The organism is Ruegeria sp. AM5, assembly GCF_056540645.1.
In genome coordinates this window covers 59,868-79,109 of the sequence record NZ_JBQFXC010000004.1, presented here as the reverse complement: position 1 = coordinate 79,109, position 19,242 = coordinate 59,868, and the positions used below count along the sequence as shown (strand labels likewise).

Genomic DNA, 19,242 nt, shown 5'->3' with positions numbered 1-19,242 from the left:
TTTTTTCAGTTGATTGAAGACTATTCTGCCGCGACGGCGTCTGCGATCTTTTCGACGCGAATTGCCGAGAACTTGAACTCGGGGATCTTGCCATAAGGATCGATGGCCGAGTTGGTCAGGATATTCGCCGCCGCCTCGACATAGGCGAACGGGATGAACACCATATCCTCGGCAATCGCCCGGTCGGCCCGCACCATGATTTCAATCGAACCGCGGCGAGTAGTCAGACGAATCATATCGCCCGGCTCAATCCCCATCAGTTTCAATGTACGCGGGTTCATCGAGCAGTTCGCTTCAGGTTCCACGGCATCCAGAACGTTGGACCGGCGGGTCATCGACCCCGTATGCCAATGCTCCAGCTGGCGCCCAGTGGTGGCGATCATCGGGTATTCATCATCCGGGGCCTCATCCGGTGGGATGACACTGGCTGGCGTGAACCGGGCGCGACCATCCGCACGTGGGAAACCATCGCCGAACACAATCGCCTGACCTGGGTCTGTCTCGGACAGTGACGGATAAGTTATCGTCTCCGTCTCAAGCCGTTCCCACGTGATGTTGTCGAGCGAATTCATCGTCAGCTTCATCTCAGCAAAGACCTGAGAAACATCGGAATAATCCCAGTTCAAACCGATCCGCTGCGCCAGCTCAACGGTGATCTTCCAATCCTCGCGCGCTTCGCCCGGAGGGTTAACGGCAGGTCGCACACGCTGTACCTGACGGTTGGTGTTCGACACGGTGCCGTTCTTCTCATAGAGCGCTGAGGCGGGCAGAATGATGTCGGCATAGTTCGCCGTTTCGGTCAGGAAGATATCCTGCACGATCATCAGTTCCAGCTTAGCCAGCGCGTCGCGCGCGTGACTCACATCGGGGTCGGACATGGCGGGGTTTTCCCCCTGGATGTACATACCCTTGATTTTGCCCGCATAAGCCTGATCGATGATCTCGGTGACGGTCAGCCCCTTCTCGTTCGAGAAGTCGCGGTCGTCATTCCAGACGTTGGTGAACTTGGCCCGAATGCCGTCGTCGCTAACGGACTGATAGTCCGGCAGGAACATCGGGATCAGGCCCGCGTCTGAGGCACCTTGCACGTTGTTCTGACCGCGCAACGGGTGAAGACCCGCACCGGGTTTACCAACATTGCCGGTCATCAGAGCCAACGAGATCAGGCAGCGCGAGTTGTCGGTGCCGTGGATGTGCTGGCTGACACCCATACCCCAGAAAATCAGACCGGCCTTGGCTTGTGCAAAGGTGCGCGCCACTCGGCGCAGTTGATCCGGTTCGATGCCACAGATCGGCGACATAGCCTCAGGCGTGAACTGGCGCAGGTGTTCTTTTTCGGCTTCCCAGTTTTCGGTCCAGCGGTGGATGTACCGGCTGTCATAGAGCTCTTCTTCCACGATCACGTTCATGATCGCGTTCAGCATCGAGACATCCGCACCCGGACGGAATTGAAGCATCTCATCAGCAAACTTGCGCATCCCAACGCCGCGCGGGTCCATAACGATCAGCTTGCCACCACGTTTGGTGAACTGCTTGAAGTAGGTCGCAGCGACAGGGTGGTTTTCAATCGGGTTGGCCCCGATGATGATCGCCACATCCGCGTTTTCGATCTCGTTGAAGGTCGCGGTCACAGCACCCGAGCCCACATTCTCAATCAGGGCCGCAACAGATGACGCGTGGCACAGACGGGTGCAGTGGTCGACGTTGTTGTGGCGGAAGCCCTGACGGATGAACTTCTGGAACAGATAGGCTTCTTCGTTGGTGCACTTGGCCGAGCCGAAGCCTGCAACGCTGCGCGGGTCTTCGTCGCGCAAGTCTATCAGCTTGGTCGCGGCCAAATCCATCGCCTCTTCCCACGTTGCTTCACGGAAATGGGTATCCAGGTTGCCGGGATCGACGTTCAATCCCTTGGCTGGAGCATCCTCGCGACGGATCAGCGGCTTGGTCAGGCGATGCGGATGGTGAATGTAGTCAAAGCCAAAGCGGCCTTTGACGCACAGACGACCTTCGTTTGCGGGGCCGTTGATGCCCTCGACATACTTCACCTTACCGTCTTTGACCTTGAGCGAAACCTTACAGCCCACGCCGCAGAACGGGCAGACGCTTTCCGTTTCCGAGTCGTAGTCCTTGCTGTCGCCTCGCTGCTGGTCATCCAGTACGGTTGCTGGCATCAAAGCACCGGTCGGGCAGGCCTGCACGCATTCACCACAAGCCACACAGGTCGAAGCACCCATCGGGTCGTTCTGGTCGAACACCACCTGCGCTGTGTGGCCACGACCGGCCATACCAATCACATCGTTGACCTGCACGTCGCGGCAGGCCCGGACGCAGAGGTTGCAGTTGATGCAGGCGTCCAGATTGACGCGCATCGCAACGTGGCTGTCATCCAACAGCGGGATTTTCTCGGCCTCCTTCGCCGGGAAACGGCTGTCGCTGACATGGTTCAGCTTGGCCATATCCCAGAAGTGGCTGGAGGTGTCGTGCGCTTCCTCAGGCTGATCCGCGACCAACAGCTCCATGACCATCGCGCGCGATTTCTCGGCCCGGTCGCTGTCGGTCTTAACCACCATGCCGTCGGCTGCCGGACGGATGCACGAGGCGACCAGCGTGCGCTCGCCTTCTACCTCGACCATGCAGGCACGGCAATTGCCGTCGGGTTTGTAACCGGGTTGCGGCTTGTGACACAGGTGAGGGATAGTGAACCCCTGCCCCATTGCGGCTTCCCAGATGGTCCAGCCCTCGGGCACGGTGACATCTTCGCCATTCAGGTTGAAGGTGACGGTCTTGTTTGGGCTTGCATCAAGCATGGCTGTCTCCCTCAGATTTCGTCAGCGAAATGTTTCATGACCAGGCGGATCGGGTTCGGGGCCGCCTGCCCCAGACCGCAGATCGAGGCATCGCCCATGACCTGACACAGGTCTTCCAGCAGTTCCTGATCCCATTTGTCGGCTTGCATCAGCTTGACCGCCTTTTCGCAGCCTGCACGGCAGGGCGTGCACTGGCCGCAGCTTTCGTCTTCGAAGAAGCGCAGCATGTTCAGTGCCGCATTGCGTGCGGTGTCCTGATCGGACAGAACCACAACCGCAGCGGACCCGATGAAGGTGCCATGCGGTTGCAACGTGTCGAAATCCAGCGGGATGTCATCCATCGATGCAGGCAACAGACCCGAGGATGGACCACCCGGCTGATAAGCCTTGAAGGTCTGGCCCCCGGCCATACCTCCGGCAGCCTCGATCACGTCCAGAATGGTCGAGCCAGCGGGCAGAAGGTAAACGCCCGGCTTTGCGACACGACCCGAGACCGAATAGCTACGCAAACCCTTGCGACCGTTCTTTTCGGTGCTGTTAAGGCATTCAGGCCCTTCACGGCAAACTTTGGTCACCCAATAGAGCGTCTCGACATTGTGCACCAAGGTCGGACGGTTAAAGACCCCAACCTGCGCCACGAACGGAGGACGATGACGCGGCAGTCCTTTTTTGCCTTCGATCGACTCGATCATCGCGGATTCTTCACCGCAGATGTAAGCGCCAGCACCACGGCGCAGGTCGATATAGCCTTCTTCGACGATCCCGGCTTGTTCGAGCGCGGTAATCTCACGACGCAGGATTTCCAGAACTGCCGGGTATTCGTCGCGCATATAGATAAAGCAGGTCTCTGCCTCGACGGCCCAAGCGGCGATCAGCATCCCTTCGAGGAAGACATGCGGCGTGCGCTCAAGATAGTAGCGGTCCTTGAATGTCCCAGGCTCGCCCTCATCGCCGTTGACAGCCAGATAACGCTGGCCTTCATTCATGCGAACAAAGCCCCATTTCTTGCCCGACGGGAAGCCAGCGCCGCCCAGACCACGCAGGCCCGAGGACAGTACGTCTTCCTGCACCTTCTCCCAATCGCCGCCCTCGCGCAGCTCTTTCAGTTTGGCGTAGCCGCCATTGGCTTCATAAACCGCAAAGGCTTCGTAATCGGGCAGATGGGCGTGGGTGTCATTCGCCGCAATCGCGGCCTGCACCTTTTCGGGGGTCGCGTGGTCGATGTGGTTGTGACCGATCTCCAGCACTGGAGCGGTGTCGCAGCGTCCCATGCAGGGCGCACGGACAACGCGGACCTGCGAGGCATCCAAACCCTCTTCCAGCGCTTTTTGCAGCTGCTGGGCACCGGCCAATTCGCAGGACAGCGAATCGCACACACGGATCGTCAACGCCGGAGGAGGCGTTTCACCCTCTTTCACCACATCGAAATGGGCGTAGAAGGTAGCGGTTTCGTAAATCTCAGCCTGCCCGATCCGCATCTCAACCGCCAGAGCGGCGATGTGGTCGGCGCTGATATGGCCGTGTGCGTCCTGAATCAAATGCAGAAATTCAATCAGCAGATCGCGACGTCGCGGGCGGTCGCCCAGCAGACGTGCAATTTCTGCTTGTGCCTCGTCCGAGAATTGACGGCCTTTGGGCGTGTGCCGCCCCTTGCCTTTACCTGACTTCCAGACGCCCTTTGGCGCGCCTGATGGCTTGGTGTCTAATGGTGCCATGATGCCCTCCGATTGAGGCCCCGTGTCTCATCAGACTAGCATATCGTCAAATCGCATATTTCAATCGCACGATAACGACAGCTTATCACCGCAAAGACGCCATCACTGTGTGTAAGGCCGCGACCGTGGGCAATTCCGGGTCACGAGTGAGCGTGGCCAGACAAATCGGCTTGCTCACCACGGGTTCGATCAGGGACAGCACCCTTGTGTCCTTCAGGTCGCCCAGCGCCCGCACCAGCACGCGTGGAATCACGGTGGCCGCTAGCCCCTCGCGTGCCATGACCATCGAGGCAGTGAATCCGCTGGTCTCGGCCACAATATCCGGGTGCAAGCCCTGTTCGGCGAATATCCGATCCAGAATCCGCCGGTTCTGCATCTGTGGTTCCAGCAGGCTCAGGGGAAACTCGGCCACGCGGGCCCATGGGATCGGGCCTGTCTCATCGGTCATATGCGACGGGACCAATAGGACATAAGTTTCTTCGTACAAGCGCTGCACTTGCCGTAGATCGGTACCGATACTGTCGCCATAAGTGATGCCAGCATCCAGACTTCCTTCGTCCAACCGGTGCTGAATGGCCGTTGCAGACATTGTTTCAATCCGGGTCACGATACGTGGATGCGCATCGCGCAACCGCTTCGTAAGACGCCCGGTGAAGGCAATCGCTGTAGGGATCACACCCAAAATAAGCGTGCCGGTGATCTCACCCTTTGCAGCGAGCACCTGTTGTTCCAAAGCCTTGGTGTCGTCGAGAATGCGCCGCGCGCGCTGAACAATCATCTCGCCCTCTTCGGTCAGCCCCTGAAATCGGTTTGCACGGCGAACGATGGAGACACCCAGCCGATCCTCCAGGTTTCGGATTCGCATCGAGAACGCAGGCTGTGAAATCCCGCATTCCTCAGCTGCCTTAGCGAAATGACGATGCCGCGCCAATGCGCTGAGCAATTGCAGGTCGCGGATTTCGATCATCTAGAGCTGTCTCAAGTATCAGGTCAAAATCCAAACTAACCACATTTCTGCACGAGAGAAATGTGTGAGATGCGAGCATCGTCAATTTGTTGGCTGCCACAGGATCGGCGCTTCAGATACATGCAATACTCGGGTGGTTGAGCCTGCCGAACTGCTGTTCCAGCCCAAATGAAACTAACAGGATCGCATCTTGCCACCTGAGCGGTTTTGACACTTCGCCATAACGCGCGATATGCCGGTTTAACAACAACATAGAACCGAATTATTCCATGAACCTTACGAGAAACCAAATTGAGGACTTCTTGGTGCGTGAATGCGTCGATTTTGATCCTCTCAATTCCAAAGGAGGTGGTGAGGTTGTTCAATGCTGGCATCAGACATTCGCCGGGAACGTAAAGAAATCAACCGGTTCCGGGATTCACAATCGCTTTCGCTGGCATGGTTTCAGTTACGGGTTTCAAATCGCGCGGGCGGGCGATGACGCTTTAAATGCCTATAAGAACCAGTGGCCTGCCGCGTATGTTATCTTTGATGAAGATATCAAATGGTCGTATCGCTGCGTCTCAGAAACATATCCAGATTTCACATCTTTTGGCGCGGATATCTACGTAGCCCACCACAACATGAAGTGGACAATGGCATTCACACACGAGCAACCCGATATCGGCCCGTTCTTCGCAGAAAATCCGAGGTTATGAGCTGAGCAGTGGCTGCTTTGGTGGCTTCTCAGGTGTTGAACAAAAAGTGCATCACATCGCCATCCTTGACGATGTAGCCCTTCCCTTCGGCCCGCATCTTACCCGCCTCTTTGGCACCTTGCTCGCCATTGGCAGCGATGTAGTCGTTATAGGCGATAGTCTCGGCGCGGATGAAGCCCTTCTCAAAGTCTCCGTGGATGACACCTGCGGCCTGTGGTGCGGCGGTGCCGGTGCGGATGGTCCAGGCCCGGGCCTCTTTCGGGCCGACGGTGAAATAGGTTTCCAGCTTGAGCAGGTCGTAACCGGCACGGATCAGACGGTCGAGGCCGGGCTCTTCCAGGCCCATTTCCTCTAGGAACATCTGTGCCTCGTCGTCTTCCAGAAGGCTGATCTCTTCCTCGATCTTGGCACTGATAATGACATGAGCATTACCTTGCGCTGCAGCCATCTCAGCGACTTTGGCAGAGTACTCGTTGCCTTCGGCGGCCTCTTCTTCGGACACGTTGCAGACATAAAGCACCGGCTTGGTGGTCAGAAGTTGCAGCATTTTCCATGCCTTGGCGTCTTCATCAGACACTTCAACCAGACGCGCTGGCTTGCCGTTTTCCAGCATCTCCTGCGCCTCGGCCAGCAGGCGGTCCTGCTGTTGCGCTTCTTTGTCATTGCCCTTCAGCTTGCGCACCAGATTGGCGCGACGCTTTTCGATGCTTTCCAGATCGGCCAGCATCAGCTCGGTTTCGATCGTATCGGCATCGGCCACCGGATCAACGCGGCCATCCACATGGGTCACGTCACCATCTTCGAAACAACGCAGCACATGGGCAATCGCGTCGGTCTCGCGGATGTTTGCCAGGAACTGGTTGCCCAGCCCCTCGCCTTTCGAGGCCCCTTTCACCAACCCCGCGATATCCACAAAGGTCATGCGGGTTGGAATGATCTGTTTCGAGGACGCAATCGCCGCCAGTTTATCCAGCCGGTCATCAGGAACGGCGACATCCCCCACATTGGGTTCGATGGTGCAGAACGGGAAATTCGCCGCCTGAGCTGCCGCAGTTTTGGTCAGTGCGTTGAAGAGAGTCGACTTGCCAACATTCGGCAAACCCACGATTCCCATTTTAAAGCCCATGACGGCCTCCTGATACCATTCGAGCGCCGCTTCTAGGCAGGTCCGGTGCAATGCGCAAGGCAAAGTGCCTGAACACTGCCGCGAGTCTATTCTGCCACATCACAAAATCGACATCGATTTGTGTTCTTGCGTCCATTGAAAACATGCACCTACATTCCTCAATAAAACCAATACCAACGAATGACGGACATAGTAGGTAAAAATGAAATCCCTTGTTATTCTAGCTTTTGCGCTGACAGCCGCTACTGCAGCACAAGCCCAATCCATCATTTTCGGAGCAGGCTACGCAGATTATTCCAGCGCTGAGAGCGAAGATCAGGCGATTGTTTCGCTGGAATACCAGCATCGCTCTTTCTACGAAGCGACCCGTTTCAGCGCCACCTGGGGTGCGGCCCTGTCTGTTGATACCGACGGTGACACGCATGTTGGCGCGGGCCTGATCGGGCTTTACACTTTTGCGGACCGTTGGTTCATCGAGGGCAGTGTCATGCCGGGATACTATAGTGAATCCAACGAACTGAATGATCTGGGCGGCAGCTTTCAGATACGCAGCTTACTGGGCCTTGGCTATACGCTGGAAAGCGGCAACAAACTGTCTGCCGCTATCACTCATATATCCAACGCCAGCACGCAGGAAGACAACCCAGGTGTAAATGCACTTTTGCTGAGATACCATTTCGCCTTCTGATCGGAAGCCCACCAAGCGGGATTGATTTTCAGCGAAAGTTTCTGCACATCAGGTCCAAACCCGAGTGCAAGGATTTCCGATGACCCGTATCGACGCCAAATTCGACGCCCTGCAAAAGCAAGGCAAAAAGGCATTTGTAGCTTATGTCATGGCCGGAGATCCCGACTATGACACTTCGCTGGAGGTCGTGAAGGGTTTGCCCGGCGCAGGTGTCGACGTCATCGAGTTGGGCCTGCCCTTTACCGATCCCATGGCCGATGGCCCGACCATTCAGGCTGCTGGCCAACGGGCGTTGGATGGTGGAATGACATTGCAACGCACTCTGGATTTGGCCCGCGCCTTTCGTGAATCCGATGACACCACACCGATCGTGCTGATGGGATATTACAATCCGATCTACAGCCGAGGTGTCGAGAATTTTTTGGCAGATGCAAAATCAGCGGGGATCGACGGGCTGATCGTCGTCGACCTGCCCCCCGAAGAGGACGAAGAGCTTTGTCTGCCCGCGCAAGCTGCCGGGCTGAACTTCATCCGCTTGGCGACGCCGACGACCGATGACCAACGCTTGCCTCGCGTACTGCAAAACACATCCGGCTTTGTGTATTATGTATCGATTACCGGCATAACCGGTGCTGCCGAAGCGCAGGCAACCGATGTTGGGCCCGAGGTCGCTCGGATCAAAGCTGCAACTGATTTGCCCGTGATCGTCGGTTTCGGCATCAATACGCCAGAAAAGTCTCGCAACATCGCGAGTGTATCCGATGGCGCGGTAGTTGGATCTGCCATTGTCAGCCAGATCGGTTCCGGAAAACCGGTGACCGAGGTTCTGGATTTTGTCAAAACACTGTCAGATGGCGCGCACTCCGCCTAACAATTTCTTTCCATTTTCAGATGGTTCTTCACCGCAGCAGGCGCACCGCCTACTGCGGTGTTTTTTGTTTTGACCACGCGGCAACCAACCGCAGCAAGCGGGCATTGCAGTGTTTCAAAATAATTGGTAAAGAAACTTAACCAATCCTGCGAGAGCCTGATCAATGCCAGTCATTACCAATATCGAAGACCTCAAACGGATCTATGAGCGTCGCGTTCCGCGCATGTTTTTTGACTATGCAGAAAGCGGCAGCTGGACCGAACAAACCTTCCGCGAGAATACGTCGGATTTCGAAGATATCCGCCTGCGCCAACGGGTCGCCGTAGACATGACAGGGCGCTCGACCGCATCGCAGATGATCGGGCAGGATGTATCCATGCCCGTTGCATTGGCTCCGGTAGGCCTGACAGGAATGCAGCACGCGGATGGTGAGATCAAAGCGGCCAAAGCCGCCGAAGCCTTTGGTGTACCCTTCACACTGTCGACCATGTCGATCAATTCGATCGAAGATGTTGCTGAAAACACTTCGGCCCCTTTCTGGTTTCAGCTCTACACTATGAAAGATCAGGACTATGTCGGGCGACTGATCCAGCGCGCGAAGGATGCGAAATGCTCGGCCCTTGTCATTACGCTTGATCTGCAAATCCTTGGCCAACGACACAAGGACCTGAAGAATGGCCTATCTGCGCCGCCAAAGCTGACCCCCAAGACCATCGCCAACCTGATGACGAAATGGGCCTGGGGCATCGAGATGCTAGGTGCCAAGCGCCGAGAATTCGGGAATATCGTCGGTCATGTCGATAGCATCACAGATACGCGCTCGCTGGGCACATGGACCGCCGAGCAATTCGATCCCAGCCTCGACTGGGGCAAAGTCGAGAAACTGATGGAACAATGGGGCGGCAAGGTGATCCTTAAGGGCATTCTTGATGCCGAAGATGCCAAAATGGCTGCAAAGCTTGGCGCAGATGCAATTGTTGTCTCAAACCATGGTGGACGGCAGCTGGATGGTGCGCTCAGCTCGATCCGGGTTCTGCCCGAGATCATGGATGCCGTCGGCAGTGGTGTCGAAGTGCATCTGGATAGCGGCATCCGTTCAGGGCAAGACGTGCTGAAAGCTCTGGCGCTTGGGGCCAAGGGCACCTTTATTGGTCGCGCCTTTGTCTATGGGCTGGGTGCAATGGGTCAGAAAGGCGTGACAACAGCATTGGAAGTGATCCAGAAAGAGCTCGATACAACGATGGCACTTTGCGGTGAACGCAACGTAGCCGATCTTGGGCGCCACAATCTTCTAGTCCCGGAAGACTTTGGCGGTCGCTGGCAGGCTTGATCCTACGCCTCCCACGTAGATGGAGACGCCGCATGGCCGCCCATTGAGCGTCTCGTTCAAGGTACTTGCAGCCAGATGAAGCAGAGGATCCGTCCTTCATCTGGCCGTAAATACCTCGGAGCGCGAGGCAGAGCCTCGCAAAATTCCTCGGGCTACAAAAAGCCCTTTCCAAACCAACTGAATCAAGCTAAGGACGCGGCTTCACGCGGGCATACAGCCTTGGAGGATGCCCGCCCTAACATTGGAGAATTATCATGGCTGGAGAGATTCCTGATCTCGTAGCTCTGGAACGGACGGGGACAGGCAAGGGCGCCGCTCGTCAAGCACGCCGCGATGGCATGGTTCCGGGCATTGTTTTTGGTGGCGATAAAGAGCCGCTGCCGATCCAGATCCCGTTCAACGTACTGTTCAAGCGCCTGAAAGCAGGCCGGTTCAAGTCGACCCTGTGGAACCTGAAAGTCGAAGGTCACGAAGACGTGCGCGTCATCTGCCGCGATGTCCAGCGTGACGTTGTCAAAGACCTGCCGACCCACCTGGACCTGATGCGCCTGCGTCGGACCACCAAGATCGCGCTGTTCATCCCCGTTGAATTCATCAACGAAGAAGAAGCCCCCGGTATCAAAAAGGGTGGCGTTCTGACCGTTGTCCGCCCCGAGGTTGAACTGCTCTGCACCGCCGGTGACATTCCTGAGAAGATCACTGTTGATCTTACTGGCATGGAAATCAACGACGTTGTCACCATCTCTTCGGTTGTGCTGCCCGAAGGCACCAAGCCCACCATCGATCGTGACTTCGTGATCGCCAACGTCTCGGCACCCACCGGTCTGTCGACCAGCGACGACGAAGAGGGTGATGAGGAAGAAGTGGCTGCAGATGAAGTTGAAGTCATCGGCCAGGAAGAAGAATAAATCCGGATCAAATCCAGATTTGAAACGGGGCGCCATCTGGGGCCCCGTTTTCTTTTGCGTGTACGGGGCTGGAAAACATCCCCTGATCCATGCAATGAGATAACGACGCGAGACTGTAAGGGACAAAGCGATGAAACTGTTTGTCGGTTTGGGAAATCCGGGATCAAAATACGCTCGCAACCGGCACAATATCGGCTTCATGGCGTTAGAGCGAATTGCCGAAGATCACAACTTTGGTCCATGGAAGTCCAAGTTCCAGGCTGAAATTGCCGAAGGACGTCTAGGCGGCCAGAAAGTGCTGCTAGTCAAGCCGCAAACCTTCATGAACCGCTCTGGCCAGTCAGTAGGAGAGGCAATGCGCTTCTACAAGCTCGACTCGACGGACGTGACCGTCTTTCATGATGAGCTGGACTTGGCACCCGGTAAAGTGCGCGTTAAGGCAGGCGGTGGCCACGCAGGCCATAACGGGTTGCGGTCGATCCACGACCATATCAGCCCGGCCTATGATCGCGTGCGGCTGGGTATCGGTCATCCGGGCCGCAAAGAAATGGTCTCGCCTTATGTTCTAAGCGACTTTGCAAAGGCGGATGCGGACTGGCTGGATGACGTGCTGCGCGGCGTCTCGGACGGTGCCACTTATCTTGCCGATGACGAAAGCGGGAAATTCATGAATGCCGTTGCCCTGCGCACTGCTCCGCCCAGATCATCGAAGCAGCCCACTAAACCTGATACGCCCCCCAAAGCTGCCGCCGAAGCCGTTTCAGCGCCCGATGAGCGTTCGGCCATGCAAAAGCTGCTGGATAAATTCAGATAATCATTCCGCAACGTTGCGCTTGCGCAAAGCCTCAGGCCAAAGTCCAATGTCAGAGGAAAAGAGAGGTGTCGAATGAAAACAGCGCTCAGATGGCTGCTGCGTATCCTGTTGACCTTGGCATTGGCAGCGGCGGTTGTCGGATTTTGGAAACGCGAGGAAATCCAGCGCCTGATGGCGGTGAATTCGCTGTTTTCAGAAGAAAAGATCGTCCACAACTTTTCGCATATGGACGAAGCCTTTCTTACGGTCACTCTGTCGCGTGGCAATGGCCCGACCTGGGAGCTGCCGTATGGGCCTGGTTTCGATCTTCCCGATGGAACAGACCAGTGGATCGAAGATCGCTCGGTAACATCCCTGTTGGTGATGCAGGACGGAGAAATTCGCTTCGAAGAATACTATCTGGACACCGGGCCGGATGATCGCAGGATCTCGTGGTCAATTGCTAAAAGCTATCTGTCTGCCTTGCTCGGTATTTTGCTGGATGAAGGCGCGATCAACTCGCTCGACGATCCGGTTGTGCAATACGCACCTGACCTCAAGGGCAGCGCCTATGAGACCGCCACGATCCGCAACGTGTTGAACATGGCCAGCGGCGTGACCTTTGACGAGGATTATTTGGACTATAATTCCGACATCAATCGCATGGGCCGCGTCGTGGCGCTGGGAGGTGAACTGGACGACTTCGCGGCTTCGTTGAAGGACAGTTTCGTCGCGCCGGGTGAAACATGGCAATATGTGTCGATCGATACTCATGTGATCGGAATGGTCATCCGGGGGGCAACAGGACGCAGCGTTGCAGAGTTACTGACCGAGAAAGTGATCGCACCGCTGGGGTTGGAGCGAGAAGGTTATTACATCACCGATGGAGCAGGCGTTGCATTTGTTCTGGGTGGTCTCAACTTCACAACGCGCGATTTTGCCCGGTTCGGGCAGTTGATTTTGCAGGATGGCGAACGCGATGGACGGCAGATTGTACCCGCGGATTGGATCGACGCAGCTACTTGGCCAAGCGCACCGACCGAACCGGGCAAGATAGGGTATGGCTATCAATGGTGGATTCCGATCGGTGCCCATGAAGGTGAATTCATGGCGCGGGGCGTGTATGGGCAGTACATTTACTTCGACCAGCCACGTGGGGTTTTGATTGTCACGACGGGCGCAGACCGAATGTTCCGCGATCCCGGTGTCGGTGAGCAGAACATAGAAATGTTCCGCAAAATTGCGCGAAGCCTGTAAGATACCATCATGCAGAAGCAAGACAGCATCAATGTTCTGGGCGGCGTGCTCGCGCCTTGCTCGCGCAAACCATTAACCGGTTTCTTTCGCGACGGTGCCTGCAACACCTGCCCCGAGGATCAGGGAAGCCATACGGTCTGCGCCGTGATGACGGCAGAGTTTCTGGCTTATTCGAAATATGTCGGAAATGACCTGAGCACACCCCGGCCTGAATTCGATTTTCCTGGGCTCAAGCCTGGTGATCGCTGGTGCTTGTGTGCGGGGCGCTTTTTGCAAGCCCATGACGAGGGATGCGCGCCCAAGGTGCACCTTGAAGCCACGCACCAGAGGGCGCTGGATATCGTACCTCTCCATATTCTAAAAATGCAGCGCGCTGAAGACGAGCACTAGATGGCGATCGCCCGATATCCGCGAGACGTGCGCGACGGCGGCCCGGTTGGAAAGCCATGCTCGGCCTGCAGATCCCAGCCCGAACGCGCGAGCATCTCCGCCACAATATCCGGTCGATAGGTTCGGTGCCGCCATTGGAACCAGATGATCGCATTACACCAATGTGGCTTGCTGACTACCAACCAAAGCGTTGCACCCGGTTCAGCCAGATCGCGCATGCGGCGCAAAGCATCTATCGGATCAACGCAATGCTCCAGAACATGCGCAGCCAACAGGCGGTCAAAACGGGATGCCGGATGGAACTCTTCCAAGCGCGATTGGACAGTCTCGGCGTTTCCACCGCGCCGTTGCAACGCTGACCCTGCCAGTTGCAGCATTCGGGCCGAAGGTTCCAAAAGCGTCACATGCCCTTCGCGCCGAATCACGGCGCGTGCTTCGGCAAAGGCTCCTGTACCGCACCCGATATCCAGTGCGTTACGGCCCAATTCGACCTGCGGGTCCGAGGATAGAAAACCCAGATAGGCATCGAAATACCCCAGCAGACGCATCTTGTCTGCCCAGCCCGGGGCGGCCTGATCGTATTTCTGGTCAAGTCGGTCGGGTCCGGCCTTTGAGGAAACACTGCACATGCAATGCAAACTGGCACAGTTCCTCAAAGGCGCAAAGCCTGTTGGGCCTGATCAGTCCGCTGCGCGACCTTCGGTATCCGACATATCAAAGTTCAGGTACCGTGCAACGGTCTGCACATCCTTATCCCCCCGGCCACACATATTCATGCAGATCAGGTGGTCCTTGGGCAATTCCGGCGCGATTTTCATAACATGCGCCAGCGCATGGCAGGGCTCCAGCGCAGGGATGATACCTTCGGTGGCGCAGCACAACTGGAACGCTTCAAGCGCTTCTTTATCCGTGATCGAGACATAGTTGGCGCGACCGATGTCGTGCAGCCAGGAATGCTCGGGGCCAATGCCAGGATAGTCCAGACCGGCCGAGATCGAATAGCCTTCGAGAATCTGCCCGTCATCATCCTGCAGCAGATAAGTGCGGTTGCCGTGCAGCACGCCCGGACGACCTCCGGTCAATGAGGCGCAATGCTCCATCTTCTCGTTCACGCCCTTGCCGCCCGCTTCAACACCGATGATATTCACATCCTTGTCGTCGAGGAACGGGTAGAACAGGCCCATCGCATTCGAACCACCTCCGATGGCGGCGATGATGGTGTCGGGCAAACGGCCCTCGGCCTTTTGCATCTGTTCCTTGGCTTCCTTGCCGATGATCGACTGGAAGTCGCGTACCATCGCCGGGTAAGGATGCGGGCCAGCAACGGTGCCGATGCAGTAAAAGGTATCGCGCACATTGGTCACCCAGTCGCGCAGAGCGTCGTTCATCGCATCTTTCAGCGTACCCCTGCCGGATGTCACCGGGATCACTTCGGCTCCCAGCAGGCGCATACGGAACACGTTCGGGGCCTGGCGCTGAACGTCATGGGCACCCATGTAGACAATGCACTTCAGGCCGAATTTGGCGCAGACGGTGGCTGTGGCCACGCCGTGCTGCCCTGCCCCGGTCTCGGCGATGATCCGGGTCTTTCCCATGCGCCGCGCCAGAATGATCTGGCCCAGCACATTGTTGATCTTATGCGCGCCGGTGTGGTTCAGTTCGTCACGCTTCAAGTAAATCTTTGCGCCGCCCAGATGTTCGGTCAGGCGTTCCGCGTAGTAGAGCGGCGAAGGGCGACCCACGTAGTTTGCCCACAGATCGTCCATCTCGGCCCAAAATGTGGGGTCATCCTTGGCTTTGTCATATTCCTCTTCCAGTGACAGGATCAGCGGCATCAGCGTTTCGCTGACAAAGCGCCCGCCGAAGATGCCAAAGCGGCCTTGTTCATCGGGGCCGGACATGAAGGAATTAAAAAGATCGTTGGCCATGGAAGTCTCCCTCGTCGTACCCGATGTTCATAGGAGGTGATGGAGTGATTTGCCATCGCAAAACGTATCATTCCGCCGCCTGAGCGCGCTGTTCCCACACCTGAAGTGCCTGAACTCGACTTGGAACAGCAATGCAGGGAAATTGACAGAACACATTGATATCGGCCAGACGGGTCGACGCGCGTACTACACGGCGATGAGGGCCGGAATATGCGAATGTCAGCATAGCTTCGACATCATGCCAGACTGTGTATGAAAAATAACAGCCTTGACGCACAAATACCTCGGCATGCAGGCACAGCGCGTCACCGCGTGCCTGCCGCAAGGATTGATGAGCGCGCCAGAAGAACTCGGGCCCGTGATACCATCGTTTAAGTGAAACTCCGCCGATCACTGCCAGCATGCTCTCCCCCATTTTGAGGAGATACGCAGGTTCGCGCAGATCAGATCAACTTGCCGCGTCGATAAAGGCGCGGATCAGCCCGGCATCCTTTACACCCGGAGAGCTTTCGACGCCGGATGAGACATCCACCTGCTGTGCGCCGGTCATTCGCACCGCTTCTGCGACATTGTCAGGGGTCAGACCTCCGGCCAGCATCCATGGCCTACGCCAGTATTTACGACCTGCCAGCAGGCGCCAATCAAAAGACAAACCGTTACCACCAGGCAGCTCCGCGTTTCGCGGTGGCTTTGCGTCGATCAACAGCTGATCCGCCACATCTGAATAGAGATCGATGGCCGCGAGGTCTTCGGCCTCGGCCACACCAATGGCCTTCATTACCGGCAGGCCGAAGCGGTCACGCACTTGCTGCACACGCTCAGGACTTTCTTTGCCATGCAGTTGCAACATATCCAGAGGCACGATCGAAAGAATGTGGTCCAGATCCTCGTCCGTCGCATTCACTGTCAGCGCCACCTTGGCGACGCCCGCAGGCACCTGCTGTGCCAATGTCGCAGCTGTCTGGGGCTCAACATGGCGCGGGGATTTGGGGAAAAACACAAAACCAACATATCCCGCACCCGCATCCACAGCAGCGCGCACGTGGTCAGGGGCGGTCAGGCCGCAGATTTTAACTCGGATATCAGCGGGCATCGTAGGGCCTCAGCTTGCCTCATCCAGAATGGCCAGCACATCATCCTGACCTTCATTCTGCTTTTTCTTGAGCTTCTTAACTTCACGCTCAAGCTTGCGCACTTCGCCTTGCTTCACGGTCACATCCTTGCGGTGTTTATGCTCGCGCAGCCATTCCCACAGGAAGCCGATGACCAGGCCGGCAACAACCCCACCCAGCACGACCAGAAACAGCGGCAAGGAGGTTGACAGGTTGAACCCCAGCAACTCGGACAAAGCATCCGGCATAAGCTTAAGTTCAACAATTTGGCGATTGGCCAGCGAAACCGAGACCAGAACGATCCCCAATGCAGCCAGAAAAGCATAACGAATGTAGCGCATCATGAGGCTAGGCTTTACCGTTCAAACGGTCCCTTAGCAACTTGCCAGTTTTGAAAAATGGAACACATTTTTCTTCAACCTGCACAGTCTCACCAGTGCGAGGATTGCGGCCTACACGTGCGTCACGCTTTTTCACCGAAAACGCGCCGAAACCGCGCAGCTCTACGCGGTCGCCGCGTGCCATGGCGTCGGTCACTTCTTCAAAAACGGTATTCACGATCCGCTCGACGTCGCGTTGATAGAGATGCGGGTTTTCGTCGGCAATTTTCTGAATCAATTCTGAACGGATCATACGCAATACCCTCCCAGGCGGACGATGTGACAAGCCTATTGTTCTGACAGTATAGGAAAAAACCCGGATCGGGGGAACGGATACTCTGCCAGCAAAGGCGGCATTTTGCGACAATCTCACGCGAATTTTTGCCCGTTGGCCTGATTTCCACACTTCATGCGCGAACGATAGGCAAATTAAGCCGACTATTTGGAAGATATTGATTCGCAACAAAAACGGCCCCGCACCATGGTGCGAGGCCGAATTTCATGTTTGGGATACGCCCCGGAATTAGTCGCCCGACTTCAGTGCTGCACCCAGGATATCGCCCAGCGACGCGCCCGAGTCGGAAGAACCGTACTGTTCCACGGCCTCTTTCTCTTCGGCGATCTCGCGTGCCTTGATCGACAGGCCCAGACGACGGGTCTTGCTGTCGACGTTGGTGACGCGGACGTCGACCTTGTCGCCGACCGAGAAACGCTCGGGGCGCTGCTCAGCACGGTCACGCGACAGGTCCGAACGACGGATGAACGACTTCATGCCTTCGTACTCGACCTCGATGCCGCCATCTTCGATCGCGGTCACTTCGACGGTGATGACCGAACCGCGCTTCACGCCGCCCACGGCTTCAGCGAACTTGTCACCGCCCAGGGCTTTGATCGACAGCGAGATACGCTCTTTCTCAACGTCAACTTCCGAGACGACGGCCGAAACCATGTCGCCTTTGCGGTAGTTCTGGATCGCATCTTCGCCACGCTCGTCCCAGGACAGGTCGGACAGGTGAACCATGCCGTCGATGTCGCCTTCGAGGCCAATGAACAGACCGAATTCGGTGATGTTCTTGACTTCGCCTTCGACCTCGGTGCCCTCGGGGTGCGTTTCTGCAAACACTTCCCATGGGTTGCGCTGGGTCTGCTTCAGGCCCAGAGACACGCGACGCTTGGCGCCGTCGATTTCCAGAACCATGACGTCGACTTCCTGGCTGGTCGAAACGATCTTGCCGGGGTGGACGTTTTTCTTGGTCCAGGACATCTCGGACACGTGAACCAGACCTTCGACACCGGCTTCCAGCTCGACGAACGCGCCGTAGTCGGTGATGTTGGTGACGCGACCCTGATGGACCGAGCCCAGCGGGTATTTCGCAGCAACCAGATCCCACGGATCTTCCTGCAGCTGCTTCATGCCCAGGCTGATGCGGTGGGTCTCTTTGTTGATCTTGATGACCTGAACCTTGATGGTTTCGCCGATCGTCAGGATCTCGGACGGGTGGTTCACACGGCGCCATGCCATGTCGGTGACGTGCAGCAGGCCGTCAACGCCGCCCAGATCAACGAATGCACCGTATTCGGTGATGTTCTTGACGACACCCTCGACGGTCTGACCTTCGGACAGGTTGCCGATGACTTCGGCACGCTGTTCGGCACGCGATTCTTCCAGGATAGCGCGACGCGAAACAACGATGTTGCCACGGCGGCGGTCCATTTTCAGAATCTGGAACGGCTGCTTCAGACCCATCAACGGGCCAGCGTCGCGCACGGGGCGAACGTCAACCTGCGAGCCGGGCAGGAACGCAACTGCGCCACCCAGATCGACGGTGAAGCCACCTTTGACGCGACCAAAGATTGCACCTTCGACGCGCTGGTCGTCGGCATATGCTTTTTCCAGACGGTCCCATGCCTCTTCACGGCGGGCCATCTCGCGCGAGATGACGGCTTCGCCACGGGCGTTTTCTGCGGCGCGCAGGTACACTTCGACCTCGTCGCCTACAGCGATTTCAGGGGCTTCGCCGGGATTTGCGAATTCTTTCAGATCAACGCGGCCTTCCATTTTGTAGCCTACGTCGATGATGGCTTGGCCGGCTTCGATCGCCAGAACCTTGCCTTTGACAACAGAACCCTCTTCGGGCGTGTCCATTTCGAAGCTTTCATTCAGGAGGGCTTCGAATTCCTCCATGGATGCGTTAGCCATGTGGCGTTGTTTTCCTTTACATAACGTTTTTGCTGGCCGAGCGGTTGTCTCCGCCGGTCTTGTTTCATGATG

At 56.8% G+C, this 19,242-nt stretch carries 19 protein-coding genes; 8 read left to right on the top strand and 11 right to left on the bottom strand.

The features are described from left to right. Positions 1–20: 20 nt before the first annotated feature. The 3 genes from fdhF to ACR0AH_RS11905 all read right to left on the bottom strand — a co-directional run bounded on the left by fdhF (position 21) and on the right by ACR0AH_RS11905 (position 5,489). Complete coding sequence (fdhF, locus tag ACR0AH_RS11915; RefSeq protein WP_480592092.1) at positions 21–2,807, bottom strand: formate dehydrogenase subunit alpha; 2,787 nt, start codon at positions 2,805–2,807, stop codon at positions 21–23. An 11-nt stretch (positions 2,808–2,818) separates the two neighbouring features. Then, complete coding sequence (locus ACR0AH_RS11910; protein ID WP_480592090.1) at positions 2,819–4,522, bottom strand: NAD(P)H-dependent oxidoreductase subunit E; 1,704 nt, start codon at positions 4,520–4,522, stop codon at positions 2,819–2,821. An 85-nt stretch (positions 4,523–4,607) separates the two neighbouring features. Next, the gene (locus ACR0AH_RS11905; protein ID WP_480592088.1) at positions 4,608–5,489 is read right to left on the bottom strand and encodes a LysR family transcriptional regulator; all 882 of its coding nucleotides are present in this window, start codon (positions 5,487–5,489) and stop codon (positions 4,608–4,610) included. A 269-nt stretch (positions 5,490–5,758) separates the two neighbouring features. Between ACR0AH_RS11905 and ACR0AH_RS11900 the strand changes: the two genes are divergently transcribed. After that, positions 5,759–6,187 carry a DUF4275 family protein gene (locus tag ACR0AH_RS11900; RefSeq protein WP_480592086.1) on the top strand — a complete coding sequence of 143 codons (429 nt, stop codon included), beginning with the start codon at positions 5,759–5,761 and terminating at the stop codon, positions 6,185–6,187. A 28-nt stretch (positions 6,188–6,215) separates the two neighbouring features. Here ACR0AH_RS11900 and ychF read toward each other — a convergent pair whose 3' ends face one another. After that, positions 6,216–7,313: a redox-regulated ATPase YchF gene (gene ychF / locus ACR0AH_RS11895; protein ID WP_170799757.1), complete on the bottom strand. Its 1,098-nt coding sequence runs from the start codon at positions 7,311–7,313 to the stop codon at positions 6,216–6,218. A gap of 202 nt (positions 7,314–7,515) precedes the next feature. Here ychF and ACR0AH_RS11890 point away from each other — a divergent pair, with 202 nt between their 5' ends. From ACR0AH_RS11890 to ACR0AH_RS11860, 7 genes are all read left to right on the top strand, one after another. After that, positions 7,516–8,001 carry an acyloxyacyl hydrolase gene (locus tag ACR0AH_RS11890; RefSeq protein WP_480592084.1) on the top strand — a complete coding sequence of 162 codons (486 nt, stop codon included), beginning with the start codon at positions 7,516–7,518 and terminating at the stop codon, positions 7,999–8,001. A 79-nt stretch (positions 8,002–8,080) separates the two neighbouring features. Beyond that, positions 8,081–8,872 carry a tryptophan synthase subunit alpha gene (gene trpA / locus ACR0AH_RS11885; protein ID WP_170424377.1) on the top strand — a complete coding sequence of 264 codons (792 nt, stop codon included), beginning with the start codon at positions 8,081–8,083 and terminating at the stop codon, positions 8,870–8,872. Positions 8,873–9,035: 163 nt separating this feature from the next. Continuing rightward, positions 9,036–10,202, top strand: coding sequence for an alpha-hydroxy acid oxidase (locus ACR0AH_RS11880; RefSeq protein ID WP_170736549.1), 1,167 nt, complete (start codon positions 9,036–9,038; stop codon positions 10,200–10,202). Between the two features lie 254 nt (positions 10,203–10,456). After that, positions 10,457–11,110, top strand: a complete 654-nt coding sequence (locus ACR0AH_RS11875) for a 50S ribosomal protein L25/general stress protein Ctc (protein WP_170397494.1) — start codon at positions 10,457–10,459, stop codon at positions 11,108–11,110. Positions 11,111–11,240: 130 nt separating this feature from the next. Beyond that, a complete protein-coding gene (gene pth / locus ACR0AH_RS11870) occupies positions 11,241–11,924 on the top strand; it encodes an aminoacyl-tRNA hydrolase (RefSeq protein WP_170397497.1) in 684 nt (227 codons plus the stop codon). Positions 11,925–11,996: 72 nt separating this feature from the next. Then, the gene (locus ACR0AH_RS11865; RefSeq protein ID WP_480592082.1) at positions 11,997–13,160 is read left to right on the top strand and encodes a serine hydrolase domain-containing protein; all 1,164 of its coding nucleotides are present in this window, start codon (positions 11,997–11,999) and stop codon (positions 13,158–13,160) included. Positions 13,161–13,169: 9 nt separating this feature from the next. Next, positions 13,170–13,550, top strand: coding sequence for a DUF2237 family protein (locus ACR0AH_RS11860; RefSeq protein WP_170397502.1), 381 nt, complete (start codon positions 13,170–13,172; stop codon positions 13,548–13,550). Here the strand turns inward: ACR0AH_RS11860 and ACR0AH_RS11855 are convergent. From ACR0AH_RS11855 to rpsA, 7 genes are all read right to left on the bottom strand, one after another. Next, positions 13,547–14,179, bottom strand: coding sequence for a class I SAM-dependent methyltransferase (locus ACR0AH_RS11855; protein WP_480592080.1), 633 nt, complete (start codon positions 14,177–14,179; stop codon positions 13,547–13,549). The two genes, ACR0AH_RS11860 and ACR0AH_RS11855, sit on opposite strands and share 4 nt — an antisense overlap. 51 nt (positions 14,180–14,230) lie before the next feature. Then, positions 14,231–15,478 carry a tryptophan synthase subunit beta gene (trpB, locus tag ACR0AH_RS11850; RefSeq protein WP_170397508.1) on the bottom strand — a complete coding sequence of 416 codons (1,248 nt, stop codon included), beginning with the start codon at positions 15,476–15,478 and terminating at the stop codon, positions 14,231–14,233. A 67-nt stretch (positions 15,479–15,545) separates the two neighbouring features. Further along, positions 15,546–15,881 carry a hypothetical protein gene (locus ACR0AH_RS11845; protein ID WP_170424385.1) on the bottom strand — a complete coding sequence of 112 codons (336 nt, stop codon included), beginning with the start codon at positions 15,879–15,881 and terminating at the stop codon, positions 15,546–15,548. A 45-nt stretch (positions 15,882–15,926) separates the two neighbouring features. Further along, positions 15,927–16,571: a phosphoribosylanthranilate isomerase gene (locus tag ACR0AH_RS11840; protein WP_480592078.1), complete on the bottom strand. Its 645-nt coding sequence runs from the start codon at positions 16,569–16,571 to the stop codon at positions 15,927–15,929. Between the two features lie 9 nt (positions 16,572–16,580). Beyond that, positions 16,581–16,931, bottom strand: a complete 351-nt coding sequence (locus tag ACR0AH_RS11835; protein ID WP_170397774.1) for a LapA family protein — start codon at positions 16,929–16,931, stop codon at positions 16,581–16,583. Between the two features lie 7 nt (positions 16,932–16,938). Further along, positions 16,939–17,223, bottom strand: a complete 285-nt coding sequence (gene ihfB, locus ACR0AH_RS11830) for an integration host factor subunit beta (protein ID WP_050603110.1) — start codon at positions 17,221–17,223, stop codon at positions 16,939–16,941. 270 nt (positions 17,224–17,493) lie between these two features. Continuing rightward, a complete protein-coding gene (gene rpsA / locus ACR0AH_RS11825; protein WP_039532111.1) occupies positions 17,494–19,170 on the bottom strand; it encodes a 30S ribosomal protein S1 in 1,677 nt (558 codons plus the stop codon). Positions 19,171–19,242 lie beyond the last annotated feature (72 nt).

What these genes read in the sequence shown, in the direction of transcription:
- ACR0AH_RS11910 (WP_480592090.1), bottom strand. Translation starts at nt 4,522, where the DNA reads ATGGCACCATTAGACACCAAGCCATCAGGCGCGCCAAAGGGCGTCTGG.
- ACR0AH_RS11860 (WP_170397502.1), top strand. Translation starts at nt 13,170, where the DNA reads ATGCAGAAGCAAGACAGCATCAATGTTCTGGGCGGCGTGCTCGCGCCT.
- ACR0AH_RS11865 (WP_480592082.1), top strand. Translation starts at nt 11,997, where the DNA reads ATGAAAACAGCGCTCAGATGGCTGCTGCGTATCCTGTTGACCTTGGCA.
- ACR0AH_RS11855 (WP_480592080.1), bottom strand. Translation starts at nt 14,179, where the DNA reads ATGTGCAGTGTTTCCTCAAAGGCCGGACCCGACCGACTTGACCAGAAA.
- ACR0AH_RS11875 (WP_170397494.1), top strand. Translation starts at nt 10,457, where the DNA reads ATGGCTGGAGAGATTCCTGATCTCGTAGCTCTGGAACGGACGGGGACA.
- ychF (WP_170799757.1), bottom strand. Translation starts at nt 7,313, where the DNA reads ATGGGCTTTAAAATGGGAATCGTGGGTTTGCCGAATGTTGGCAAGTCG.
- ACR0AH_RS11900 (WP_480592086.1), top strand. Translation starts at nt 5,759, where the DNA reads ATGAACCTTACGAGAAACCAAATTGAGGACTTCTTGGTGCGTGAATGC.
- trpB (WP_170397508.1), bottom strand. Translation starts at nt 15,478, where the DNA reads ATGGCCAACGATCTTTTTAATTCCTTCATGTCCGGCCCCGATGAACAA.
- rpsA (WP_039532111.1), bottom strand. Translation starts at nt 19,170, where the DNA reads ATGGCTAACGCATCCATGGAGGAATTCGAAGCCCTCCTGAATGAAAGC.
- ACR0AH_RS11845 (WP_170424385.1), bottom strand. Translation starts at nt 15,881, where the DNA reads ATGCTGGCAGTGATCGGCGGAGTTTCACTTAAACGATGGTATCACGGG.
- ACR0AH_RS11890 (WP_480592084.1), top strand. Translation starts at nt 7,516, where the DNA reads ATGAAATCCCTTGTTATTCTAGCTTTTGCGCTGACAGCCGCTACTGCA.
- pth (WP_170397497.1), top strand. Translation starts at nt 11,241, where the DNA reads ATGAAACTGTTTGTCGGTTTGGGAAATCCGGGATCAAAATACGCTCGC.
- ACR0AH_RS11905 (WP_480592088.1), bottom strand. Translation starts at nt 5,489, where the DNA reads ATGATCGAAATCCGCGACCTGCAATTGCTCAGCGCATTGGCGCGGCAT.
- trpA (WP_170424377.1), top strand. Translation starts at nt 8,081, where the DNA reads ATGACCCGTATCGACGCCAAATTCGACGCCCTGCAAAAGCAAGGCAAA.
- ihfB (WP_050603110.1), bottom strand. Translation starts at nt 17,223, where the DNA reads ATGATCCGTTCAGAATTGATTCAGAAAATTGCCGACGAAAACCCGCAT.
- ACR0AH_RS11835 (WP_170397774.1), bottom strand. Translation starts at nt 16,931, where the DNA reads ATGCGCTACATTCGTTATGCTTTTCTGGCTGCATTGGGGATCGTTCTG.
- ACR0AH_RS11880 (WP_170736549.1), top strand. Translation starts at nt 9,036, where the DNA reads ATGCCAGTCATTACCAATATCGAAGACCTCAAACGGATCTATGAGCGT.
- ACR0AH_RS11840 (WP_480592078.1), bottom strand. Translation starts at nt 16,571, where the DNA reads ATGCCCGCTGATATCCGAGTTAAAATCTGCGGCCTGACCGCCCCTGAC.
- fdhF (WP_480592092.1), bottom strand. Translation starts at nt 2,807, where the DNA reads ATGCTTGATGCAAGCCCAAACAAGACCGTCACCTTCAACCTGAATGGC.